This is a genomic window from Candidatus Solincola tengchongensis (assembly GCF_015711935.1).
GTDB lineage: Bacteria > Actinomycetota > Geothermincolia > Geothermincolales > RBG-13-55-18 > Solincola_A > Solincola_A tengchongensis.
In genome coordinates this window covers 1-10,440 of sequence record NZ_JACVJJ010000077.1, presented here as the reverse complement: position 1 = coordinate 10,440, position 10,440 = coordinate 1, and the positions used below count along the sequence as shown (strand labels likewise).

Here is a 10,440-nt window from a genome sequence, read left to right as displayed (position 1 = left end):
GGCGAGCTTGTTCTCCTCCAGGAAATCCCTGGCCTTCCTGCACCACCCGCAGGTGGACAAGGCGAAGAGCAGCAGGTCGTGCTCCGCGTTCTCGCCCTCGACCTTCTTAAGGTACTGTTCCATGTCCTTCACTCCTTTCACGGGACTCTCACGGGTTAATTCTTCCCCGGGAGCGGCCCCTTAAACCGGCAGCGGGATCGGAGGCACCTTCCTCTTTCCCCATCCCCATTCTTCCTTGTCGCGATGCGCATGAGCCATGACATGAGTCACCTGCGCCCAGGCTAAGACTGGGGTGAAGAGCCCCCGGAAACCCATTGGCCGGGCAACGGACGGGCGGAATCCCCTCCTCGTCTCCCCGCTTTAATCTACCCTGAAAAACGAGGTCTCTCCGCGGCCGGAACTTCGGGAAGCGCAACGGAGGTGGCCCGGGTTGGCGGAATCCCCTCCTCGTCCTTTCTGTTTTCTCATCTACCCCGAACAACGAGGTCTCTTCGCGGCCGGAACTTCAGGAGGCATGACGGAGGTCACCGGGAATGGTGCCGTGGCAGGAAAGGAATACCGGAAGATGCAATGGACAGAGGCGCCGACCCGGCCATCGACCGACTCGGCAAAGGGTGCGGATTCACCCATTATGCCGGCACAACACATCCGCCAATAAGGGATATCCGTATCCGGAGCGCGACAGAGCCATGGTTGGGCTCATCCAGGCTTTCAGGCGAGATAGGAAAGGAACCCCGGTATATGCATCGGTTTTAGCCGTAAAGCGGGCGGATTGCTCCTCCTTTTTTGATCCGGCAGAACATGCGCCTCACGAAGAGGCATCGAGGGTCAGGGGGGCAGCGATGATGATATGGGGCGGCCATTCAAAAATGATATAGGGCGACCACGCAAGAGCCAGCGGCGCAGGAAGAGGACGATGACCGGTCAGTCATTTATCTTTCCCGTTTCCCCATCATCAAATAACATTTATTGATTGGTGTTTTGCCGTTACCCAAACAGGACTCTTGCTTTCCACGAAGGCGTGTTATAATGGCGATGCGACATCGTATCGGATAGTCCCAAGGGCTAAGAGGAGGGAGGGAGATGAGTGAGATTTTCCGCAGACTGGGCCGGGTGCTGGGGAGGATGGCCAACAACCAGGACCTGATATCGGGGATCATCTCCGGCATCGACCCGCGTGTGGTGGCCAAAGCGGTAAACGAGAACAGCGGGTTGCTGGGCGAGGTGATGGGATACCTCGAGCCGGAGGTCTTTGCCGGGATAATAAACCGCAACCCCGACTTTCTTTTCAAGCTATTGAAGAGCCTGGACGCGTCGGCGCTGGCGGCGGCCCTCAACAAGAACCAGGGCTTCCTGGTCCAGCTCATAGAGAACACCCACCCCAATCTCTTCTCCAGGGCGGCCAACGCACTCTTCAACCGCATACGCAAGGCGACATACCGCCCGGGGCTCTCCACGGCGGAGGAGCTCCGAGAGAGCGCCTGAGCCGTATCCCAACCGCTCACCAGGCCTCCGGAGGATGGACTCCCAGACGCAAGGGGAAGCAGGTCTTTTCGGGAGCGGCGTTTAGTGCGCAATCCGCCGGCGCGGAAGAGCCCTGGTGCAGGCCGAGGCGATCCAGGATCCCGCCCGAGGCGCTCCGCATCTCTCATCTAACCCATATTTAGGGCTCCGGAAGGAGATGGACAATCGTCGGGAGCGGCGTTTAGTGCGCAATCCGCCGGCGCGGAAGAGCCCTGGTGCAGGCCGAGGCGATCCAGGATTCTACCGGAGGCGCTCCGCATACGGATCCCGTGGGGGTGACGGAACCCCTCGACCCGTGGAGAAGGGGAGAGAAACAGGGAATCTCGTATAGGGACTGCCTGCGGACAGGGGGAACGCGAGGCGGAGATTTGCCGCCGTGTAATGGCTCGAAGGCCAAAGCCCGTGGAAACCGACGATTACCAGCGCTCGTCACCCTGCCTGCATGGCCTCCCGCGGCTGCTCGATGGACGGAATCGCCCACGAGGTCTCCCGCCGTGGCTCGACTTGGCAGAATCAAGCTTTAATCTCCAATAAGGGATTTTTCCCGCAGGTTCTCCATCTTTCGCGCGGAAGAGCCGCGCATCCGGCGTCAAGCGGCGAGACACCGCGCGTCGTCAGGCGGGCTTTGTATTATCATAGGGCAAAAGGGAAGGATGGCGCGCCATGGGCTCGGAGATTTTGGAGAAGTTCCGCCCCCTCTTTCAGCCGCGCAGCATCGCCGTGGTGGGGGCAACCGACAACCCCTTCAAGCTGGGCTACCACGCCCTGGCCGCCGTGACCTCCACCGGATACCGGGGCGAGGTGTACCCGGTGAACCCCAACGCCGGCGATACCATCCAGGGCCGGAGGGCCTACCGCTCCATCTCCGAGCTCCCTCACGGCGTAGACCTCTTCGTCTATGCCGTGCCCGAGGTGCAAGTGCTCCCCTCGGTACGCGAGGCGGTGGAAAGGGGCGGTCGTGCTGGGGTCATCTTCGCCGGCGGCTTCCGGGAGACGGGGGAGGAGGGGAGGAGGCTCCAGGAGGAGCTGGTCCGGGTGGCCGACTCCGGGGGCATGAAGCTCATCGGGCCCAACTGCATAGGCATCCTCAACACCAGAGACGGCATCAACGCAACCTTCGCCAGCCCCCTGTCCTGGTTCCCCCAGGGGAATGTCTCCGTGGTCAGCCAGAGCGGGGGGATGGGCAACTGCATCCTCAACGAGCTCATGGACGAGCGGGTGGGTATCGCCAAGTTCGTGAGCATAGGCAACCGGGCCAACGTTGAGTTCGCGGACATGGTGGAGTACCTGGCCGAGGACCCGGACACCGCGGTCATCTGCCTCTTCATCGAGGGCCTGGACCGCGGGGACGATTTCCTCCACCGGGCGCGTGAGGCGGCGCGGAGAAAACCGGTCATCGTCTACAGCCGGGGGTTCACGGAGAGCTCCTCCCGCACCGCCCTCTCCCACACAGGGTCGGTGGCCAGTTCGGAGGCGGTTTACCGCGGGGCCTTCGCCCAAGCCGGCCTCCTCCAGGTGGAGTCGGCGAGCGAGATGGCCTGCCTGGCCAAGGCCGTCTCCATGGGAGGGGTCCCGCGGGGGAACGGGGTCTTCGTCTCCACCCACACCGCGGGGCCGGTCATCGCCATAACGGACATAGGGGAACGCGGCGGGGTGCGTTTCCCTCCCCTGCGTCCGGAGATCGCCGCCGCCGTCCAGGAGTTCATACCCCGGCACGCCACGGCCGAAAACCCGCTGGACATGTTCGCCTTCGCCTGGACGGACAACTCCCTCTACCTGCGCGCCGCCGACCTGGCCCTGCGTCAGGAGGACATCCACTGCGCGGTGGCCGTCTTCGTCACCGGGGCAGGAGCCGGTCCCGCCTTCCCGGCGCGGGAGTACGCGGAGATAGGGAGGAAACACGGAAAGCCGGTGTTCCTGTGTCTGGTGGCCCCGGCCCTTCTCTCCCAGGAAATGGAAGAAGCCCAGCGGGCGGGGGTCATCGCCTACAACACCCCGGAGAAGATGGGGCGGGTGCTCGCCAACCTGAATCGGCTCCTGGCCCTGAGAGGGCGCGGGTAGGTAAAGGCCGGATGCCTTTCCGCCTTCGAAGCGCCGCAATCCAACAAGGGGGGTTTGCTGGTGCATATCCCTTCGCCGGGGGTTCCGGCAACCCCGTCACGCCCGACGCGCCCCCCTAACCGCCTCCTAACCGAAAAGGGCGCTGAAGCGCATCCGGAGGGGTTTCCCGCCGCCGACCGTCTCCGGTTTGGGAAGCGGTAAAGCCGGGTAGATTCAGTAAGGATGGACGATCGGCCTTGATCCTCGCCCTAAAGACCGGGGGTAAAAGGCCAGGGATGTCTTGGGATATTCGAACGGAAACCCTGCCGGCAACACGAGAAACCCTAGAGCCCGGGAGAAGGGCTGTCCAGTCAAACAGGTGGTGAGAAATGAAAGCCTGGAAAATCCCGCTCATCTTCATTGTCCTCCTGTTGCTGTCCGCTCTCCTCAATCTCTCCTGCGGAGGGAAAACCGCCGGGACGGCGGGTGAGGGCAAGGAGCAGGAGCAAGGGAAAGGCGCCGACGTAATGGTAGGAAAGGGCCTCATCGCTTTCGTCAGAGAGGGGGACATATGGATCATGGACGGCGAGGGCGGAAATCCCCGCAACCTCACCTCTTCCACGGCGAGGGAATGCAACCCCGCCATCTCCCCCGACGGCACCCGCATGGCTTATACCGCTCTGGACGGACACCGCAACGTCTATGTAATAGGCACGGACGGAAGAGGACCCACGCGGAGGAAAGCTTTCCCTATGCGGAGGTCTACCTCATGAATCCCGATGGCAGTGAACAGCGCAGGCTCTCCAGGGGCGAATTTCCGCTTGAGAACCCGGCTGCCCTGTGGTGGCTCCCCGGGGGCAGGGAGATCGCCGTGTGGGAGATGGGCACGGGCGGCGGCACCGGCATTTCCCTGGTCGACGTGAGGAGCGGTGCGGTCACCAGGCCCGCAGAATTGTACTCGATCCTGGATGCCGAGGGTTACCTGGCCCCTTGCGTCAACAGCTACCTGGTCAACCCGGTAAGGGGAGACCTGGTGGCCTGCGCGTTGTATGACCTGGCTTCCTCACCCGGGGACCTTTCCAAGAACGGGCTTTTTCTGGTCAACCTGGTGGAGGGTACCCTGGTCGGGATCAAGCCCGTTCAGTTCCCCGCAAGCTACGCCTGGTCGGCTGACGGCAATTACCTCTACTTCACCGACCGGTCGTCCGAAGGGCGTTACTGCTTCTTCCGCGCCGGCTCCGGGGGCGGGGGTTACGAGAGGTTGGGCGGCCTGCCGGAGATCCCCTGGGACGAGGATATGGCCTGCCAGGGACCTTACGCGGATTTCTTATTCCCCCATTGATGCCCTCTCCCACCGGCAACCCGTGGAGCGAGCCGTTCCCGACGGCCACTAATGACGGCGAGCCTTTTTCGGGCCCGGCCCCGATCGCGTTGCGGGTGTTAAGATGTTAAAATCTGGATGGGTGAGAAAATGGCGAGGTTCGGATTCGGAAAACGGGACGTGCGCAGGCTGGAGAGGGAGCGCGACGTCGAGGGCCTGGTGGAGCTCCTGCGCGACGAGGACGAGAAGGTGGCCTTCCAGGCCATCGAGGCCCTGACCCGCCTGGGCGACAAGCGGGGGGTGGAGGCCCTCATGGCCCTGGTGGTCGACCCCACCACCACCGAGCTCATCCGCGCCAAGGCCTGGCTGGCCCTGGACGTTGGGCTGGCCCGGGAGGCCAAGAAGCGCACCCAATGGAAGTAGCGGGCGACTCTTTTCGGGGTCTCGGTTCTGCCACGGGGGATGCAGGAATCACGCGTCCTGGGTAGCCAAAGCGAACCCCGTCAAAGGTAGCCCGCCGGAAGTGCGTTGGTCACCATTGGGTGAGGAAACCGCGGCTCGCCCGCCCTTCATGCATAAGGCTCCGAATACCCCTTTGAGGCCGGAGGCAAAGGCACTCGTCACCACAGCGGGAAAGCTCTTTGCCGACTCCATCGGAATTAACTCCCCGCAGGGGTTTATCATCCTCTCTCGGGCATGACCGCATCGGGAACACTCGAAGGAAAGCATGAAGAACCTTGGGCGAAAAGCCTGCCCGCCCTCAGGATGACGGGTGAGGCAGGACGTATTTATCCCTCCAAGGGGGGTATATTATATACTTGTCTTTCGAGCTTGCCTTTCCGGTAATAAACCGCGAAGCTACGACTTCGGGAGACGGGTGAAAGCCATGCAGGAGAACGACTATCCCAAGCTGCGTCGGCTGGAGGCCTTTCCCGCCAGGCAGCAGGGAAGGGACGTGGTGGCCCTGCGCGATCCCTTGGGGTACGCGAGGAACATCGTCGTCCTTCCCCCCAACCTCTACTATATAGCCTCCCTATGCGACGGGACGCGTTCCCTGCGCGACCTGCAGGCGGCCTACGTCCGGCGCTACGGGGACATCATCACCAGCGACCAGGTGGCCTCCCTCATCGCCGAGCTGGACCGCAAGCTGCTCCTGGACAGCGACAACTTCCGGAACTACAAGCGCCGCCTGGACCAGGAATACCTGGCGCTGCCCAACCGGCCCATGGCCTCGGCGGGGAGCGGCTATCCGGCCGATCCCCGCGTACTGGTGCAGCAGTTGAGGGCCATGCTCCTCGAGGCCGGGGAACCGCAACCGCTCGCGGAGCCTCCCCTGGCCGCCGTGGCTCCCCATATAGACCTGGAGCGGGGTTGGGAATGTTACGGAAAACTCTATTCCCTGCTGGGGGCCTCCATGTCCGGAACTTCCCGCCCCCTGGTGGTCATCCTGGGGACCTGCCACGGGGAGATGGAGGGCCTCTTCGCCCTCACCAGCAAGAACTACCTCACGCCCTTTGGGCTGGTGGAGACGGACGCCGGTCTGGCCGAGGGCCTGGCCCGCGCGGCGGGCATGGACGGCCTGGGGGACGAGCTCTCCCACCGCTCCGAGCACTCCATCGAGATACAGCTTCCCCTGCTCTGCTTCATATTCGGGGGAGCGGACCGCTTCCGCCTGCTGCCCATCACCTGCAATTCCTTCCACGCCTTCGTCCAGGAACGCAGGTCTCCCTCCGAGGACCGGGAGGTGGCCTCCTTCGTCAACGCCCTTAAGGGGCTGCTCTCGGCGATGGGCGAGGAGGCTCTCTTCATCGCCTCCGCCGACCTGGCCCATGTGGGCAGGAGGTTCGGCAGCCCCCTCCCCCTGGACGGGGTGATACTCTCCTCGGTCATCGCCAAGGACAAGGAGATGCTGCGCTTCGCCGAAGAAGGGGACGCGGAGGGCTTCTTCGACTACGTGGCCGCGGAGGGTGATTCACGACACGTGTGCGGTCTCCCTCCCATCTACACCATGGTCAAGGCGCTGGAGGGGAGGAAGGGCACCCTGGTGGACCACTGCCACTGGTTTGACTCCCAGGAAGGCTCGGCGGTGACCTTCGCCGGCCTGGTCTTCCCCCGCTGATGCCGGAGGCAGGAACCATCGCCCTCCCACTGCGGGCCAACCGTCCGCTCCTGGCCCTCTTCTTCTCCCAGTTTCTGGGAATGGTGGCCAGGGGCGTCTACTACGTGGGGCTGCCCCTCTTCGTACTGGAGCGCACGGGCTCCCCCTTCTCCATGAGCGTGTCCCTCTTCCTCAGCTTCGCCCCCTTCACCCTGGCCGCGCCCTTCGTGGGCCCCGTGGTGGACCGCTTCTCGCGCCGCGACCTCCTCGTGGCCTCCAACCTCCTGTACGGGTCGTTCATCCTCATCCTCCCCTTCCTGCGCGCTCCCTACCCCGTCTTCGCCGTGGCCTTCTGCGCCTCGATGTGTGGAGTCCTGGTGTCCAACTGCATAGTCGCCTTGCTCCCGGAGCTTGTGGAGATATCCCAGCTCGCCAGGGCCAATTCGGCGTACATGTTCCTCCGTTCGGCGACCTTCCTCCTGAGCACCGGCTCCGCGTATTTCCTGGTCAAGGCGCTGGGAAAGGCAAACGTCTTCTTTCTCTGCTCCGCCCTTCTCGGTGCCTGCTCGGCGGCCAGCCTGTTGGTGAAGAGGGACGAGGGAAAGAGGAGGCCCGGCGTTCGGGGCTACGGGGAGGCCTCCCCCATCAGGGGAATGGCCCGGGCGGTGAGCATCATCCGTTCCGACCGACACGTGCGCGGGCTGACGGTCATGCACCTCCTCTTCATGCCCGTGTTCGGGGCTTTTGAGGTGTTGCTCCCCCTCTTCAGCGCACAGCGGCTGGGGGAGGTAAATTACTACACGCTGCTCAGCGCTGCGGTGGGAGCCGGCCTGGCCCTGGGAAGCTTGTTCGCCTACCGCATTCTGGAAAGGGTGCGGCCCTTGAGCCTGGTTCTCGTCAGTTTCTGCGGGTATGCCGCCGGCGTCTTCCTCCTCAGCCGTTCCGCCTCGCTGTGGGCCTCCCTGCTCATCTGTTTAAGCATGGGGGTGGTGGATGCCCTGGGTTTCACGACCTACGAGTTCCTCCGCCAGCGCCTGATACCTTCCGAGTTCCGGGGCAGGGTCTTCGCCACCATGGACGCGCTGGTGCTCCTCCCCCTCCCACTGGGGTATCTGGGGATGGGGTATCTGGCCGGGAGGGTGAGCATCGTCTCCGCCGCCCTCTGGCTGAGCCTGGCGGGTCTTGTGCTGGCCTTTTTCTCCTTCCCCTTCACCCGCAACCTCCCCTCCCTCGAGAGGGAAGGTTAGGAGGTCATGATTCCGGGAAGTGGCAGGCCACGCGGTGGCCGGGGGCCTTCTCCTCCAGGGGCGGTTCCACCTCGGCGCATATTTCCTGTTTTTTCCAGCAGCGCGTATGGAAGCGACATCCGGAAGGCGGGTTTGTGGGGCTGGGGACATCGCCTTCCAGGATGATGCGCCGGCGCTCCCGTTCCTTGCGGGGGTCGGGGACGGGAACCGCGGAGAGAAGGGCCAGCGTGTAGGGGTGCATGGGTCGGCCGTAGAGTTCGTCGTGAGCGGCATGCTCCACTATCTTCCCCAGGTACATCACCGCCACCTCGTCGCTGACGTACCGCACAACGGAGAGGTCGTGGGCGATGAAGATATAAGTGAGGTGAAACCGTTCCTGCAGCTCCTTGAGGAGGTTCAGGACCTGAGCCTGGATGGACACGTCGAGGGCGGAAACCGGCTCGTCGCAGATGATGAGGCGCGGGCGCAGTGCCAAGGCCCGGGCCACCCCGATACGCTGGCGCTGGCCGCCGCTGAACTCGTGGGGATAGCGGGCGAAATGCTCGGGTTGCAAGCCCACCAGGGAGAGCAATTCCAGGGCCCTGCGGCGGCGTTCCTCCCTTGTGCCCTCCCCGTGGATGATCATCGGCTCCATGATGATGGCTCCCACGCTCATGCGCGGGTTGAGGGAGGCGTAGGGGTCCTGGAAGATGATCTGCATGGAGCGGCGCGCGGCCTTCATCTCCCGGTGGGAGAGCTTGAGGATGTCCCGGCCTTCGAAAAGGACCTCCCCCTTGTCCGCCTTTATCAATCTCAGGATGAGGCGGGCCAGGGTGGACTTCCCGCATCCCGATTCACCCACCAGGCCCAGGGTCTGCCCCTCACGGACCTCCAGGGAGACGCCGTCCACGGCCTTCACCGAGCCTCCCAGGCGGGAGAGGAGCAAGCCCCTGTTCAAGGGGAAGTGTTTCACCAACCCCCGGACCTCCAGCAGGACACCGTTATCTGGACTCATGCGCCGGTCACCTCCGCAGCACGGCTCTCGAAATCCGCGGCGAAGTGGCAGGCGGAGAGGTGGCCTTCCTCCACCTCCACCAGCGGTGGTTCCTGTTCGCGGCAGATATCCTGAGCGAAGGGGCAGCGGGGGGAGAAGTAGCATCCGGGCGGGAGGTTTATCAGGCTGGGGGGAGAACCGCCGATGGTCAGCAGCCTCTCCTTCCTCTCGTCCAGGCGAGGGACGGAACGCATGAGGCTCCAGGCATATGGGTGCTTGGACCGGTAATAGACCACGTCAACGGCTGCGTACTCCACAACTCTGCCGGCGTACATGACCAGCACCGTCTCCGCAACCCCCGCGACCACCCCCAGGTCGTGGGTGATGAGCATCACGGAAAGACCTATTTCCTTCCTCAGGCGGCCGAGTAGCTCCATGATCTGGGCCTGGATGGTGACGTCCAGGGCGGTGGAGGGCTCGTCGGCGATGAGCAGCTTGGGCTCGCAGGAGAGGGCCATGGCGATCATGGCTCGCTGGCGCATGCCCCCGGAGAACTCGTGGGGATACATACGGTAACGTTCCCGGGCCTGGGGTATCTCCGCCATCTCCATGAGCTCGATGGCCCTTTCCTTGGCCTCCTTACGCGAGAGCCCCAGGTGGAGCTGCACCGCCTCCCGTATCTGGTCCCCCACGCGGAAGACGGGGTTGAGGGAGGTCATGGGGTCCTGGAAGATCATGCCAATATGGTTGCCCCGGACCTGGCGCATCTCCGCATCGCTCAATCGGAGCAAATCGCGTCCCTCGAAGACCGCCTCGCCGCCCTCGATCTTCCCCGGGGGATCGGGAACCAGCCGCATCACCGAGAGGGCGGTGACCGTCTTGCCGCAACCCGATTCGCCCACCAGGGCCAGGGCTTCTCCTCGGTGGACCCGAAAAGAGACGTCGTCCACGGCCTTGACCACTCCGGCCGGGGTGTGGAAATAAGTGCGCAGGTTGCGTACTTCGAGGAGGACATCGCGTGCGCCGTCCATCTCAGATACTCCCCCTCAGGCGCGGGTCCAGGGCGTCGCGAAGCCCATCGCCCAGCAGGATGAAGGCCAGCACGCTCAGCACGATGGCCGTCCCCGGGATGAACATCATCCAGGGATGGGTGTTGTAGAAGGGCAGGTACTCGGCGAGCATGTTTCCCCAACTCGGCGTTGGAGGCTGCTGCCCCAGGCCCAGGAAGGCCAGCCAG

At 63.8% G+C, this 10,440-nt stretch carries 10 protein-coding genes; 7 read left to right on the top strand and 3 right to left on the bottom strand.

The window, feature by feature from the left end; genetic code table 11:
- The first annotated feature begins 1,083 nt into the window (after positions 1-1,083).
- From H7007_RS06495 to H7007_RS06465, 7 genes are all read left to right on the top strand, one after another.
- Positions 1,084-1,485: a hypothetical protein gene (locus H7007_RS06495; protein ID WP_287154051.1), complete on the top strand. Its 402-nt coding sequence runs from the start codon at positions 1,084-1,086 to the stop codon at positions 1,483-1,485.
- A 702-nt stretch (positions 1,486-2,187) separates the two neighbouring features.
- Positions 2,188-3,585, top strand: coding sequence for an acetate--CoA ligase family protein (locus H7007_RS06490; RefSeq protein WP_287154049.1), 1,398 nt, complete (start codon positions 2,188-2,190; stop codon positions 3,583-3,585).
- Between the two features lie 368 nt (positions 3,586-3,953).
- On the top strand, positions 3,954-4,337 hold the full coding sequence (locus H7007_RS06485) for a hypothetical protein (RefSeq protein ID WP_287154047.1): 384 nt from the start codon (positions 3,954-3,956) through the stop codon (positions 4,335-4,337).
- Positions 4,334-4,906, top strand: coding sequence for a TolB family protein (locus H7007_RS06480; RefSeq protein ID WP_287154045.1), 573 nt, complete (start codon positions 4,334-4,336; stop codon positions 4,904-4,906). The genes H7007_RS06485 and H7007_RS06480 overlap by 4 nt, the downstream gene beginning before the upstream one ends.
- Positions 4,907-5,023: 117 nt before the next feature.
- On the top strand, positions 5,024-5,308 hold the full coding sequence (locus H7007_RS06475) for a HEAT repeat domain-containing protein (protein WP_287154043.1): 285 nt from the start codon (positions 5,024-5,026) through the stop codon (positions 5,306-5,308).
- 463 nt (positions 5,309-5,771) lie between these two features.
- The gene (amrB, locus tag H7007_RS06470; RefSeq protein ID WP_287154052.1) at positions 5,772-7,004 is read left to right on the top strand and encodes an AmmeMemoRadiSam system protein B; all 1,233 of its coding nucleotides are present in this window, start codon (positions 5,772-5,774) and stop codon (positions 7,002-7,004) included.
- The gene (locus H7007_RS06465) at positions 7,004-8,230 is read left to right on the top strand and encodes an MFS transporter (protein ID WP_287154041.1); all 1,227 of its coding nucleotides are present in this window, start codon (positions 7,004-7,006) and stop codon (positions 8,228-8,230) included. The genes amrB and H7007_RS06465 overlap by 1 nt, the downstream gene beginning before the upstream one ends.
- A gap of 4 nt (positions 8,231-8,234) precedes the next feature.
- Here the strand turns inward: H7007_RS06465 and H7007_RS06460 are convergent, their stop codons facing one another.
- The 3 genes from H7007_RS06460 to H7007_RS06450 form a co-directional block, all read right to left on the bottom strand.
- The gene (locus H7007_RS06460; protein ID WP_287154040.1) at positions 8,235-9,224 is read right to left on the bottom strand and encodes an ABC transporter ATP-binding protein; all 990 of its coding nucleotides are present in this window, start codon (positions 9,222-9,224) and stop codon (positions 8,235-8,237) included.
- Positions 9,221-10,234: an ABC transporter ATP-binding protein gene (locus tag H7007_RS06455; protein WP_287154038.1), complete on the bottom strand. Its 1,014-nt coding sequence runs from the start codon at positions 10,232-10,234 to the stop codon at positions 9,221-9,223. Before H7007_RS06455 ends, H7007_RS06460 begins: the two co-directional genes overlap by 4 nt.
- A 1-nt stretch (position 10,235) precedes the next feature.
- Positions 10,236-10,440: ABC transporter permease subunit (locus H7007_RS06450; RefSeq protein WP_287154036.1), on the bottom strand; the 205-nt coding region annotated here is incomplete at its 5' end.

Bases quoted from the DNA above. Each gene is read 5' to 3' on its own strand.
- H7007_RS06475 (WP_287154043.1), top strand. From the start codon at position 5,024: ATGGGTGAGAAAATGGCGAGGTTCGGATTCGGAAAACGGGACGTGCGC.
- H7007_RS06465 (WP_287154041.1), top strand. From the start codon at position 7,004: ATGCCGGAGGCAGGAACCATCGCCCTCCCACTGCGGGCCAACCGTCCG.
- H7007_RS06455 (WP_287154038.1), bottom strand. From the start codon at position 10,234: ATGGACGGCGCACGCGATGTCCTCCTCGAAGTACGCAACCTGCGCACT.
- H7007_RS06490 (WP_287154049.1), top strand. From the start codon at position 2,188: ATGGGCTCGGAGATTTTGGAGAAGTTCCGCCCCCTCTTTCAGCCGCGC.
- H7007_RS06460 (WP_287154040.1), bottom strand. From the start codon at position 9,224: ATGAGTCCAGATAACGGTGTCCTGCTGGAGGTCCGGGGGTTGGTGAAA.
- H7007_RS06495 (WP_287154051.1), top strand. From the start codon at position 1,084: ATGAGTGAGATTTTCCGCAGACTGGGCCGGGTGCTGGGGAGGATGGCC.
- H7007_RS06485 (WP_287154047.1), top strand. From the start codon at position 3,954: ATGAAAGCCTGGAAAATCCCGCTCATCTTCATTGTCCTCCTGTTGCTG.
- amrB (WP_287154052.1), top strand. From the start codon at position 5,772: ATGCAGGAGAACGACTATCCCAAGCTGCGTCGGCTGGAGGCCTTTCCC.
- H7007_RS06480 (WP_287154045.1), top strand. From the start codon at position 4,334: ATGAATCCCGATGGCAGTGAACAGCGCAGGCTCTCCAGGGGCGAATTT.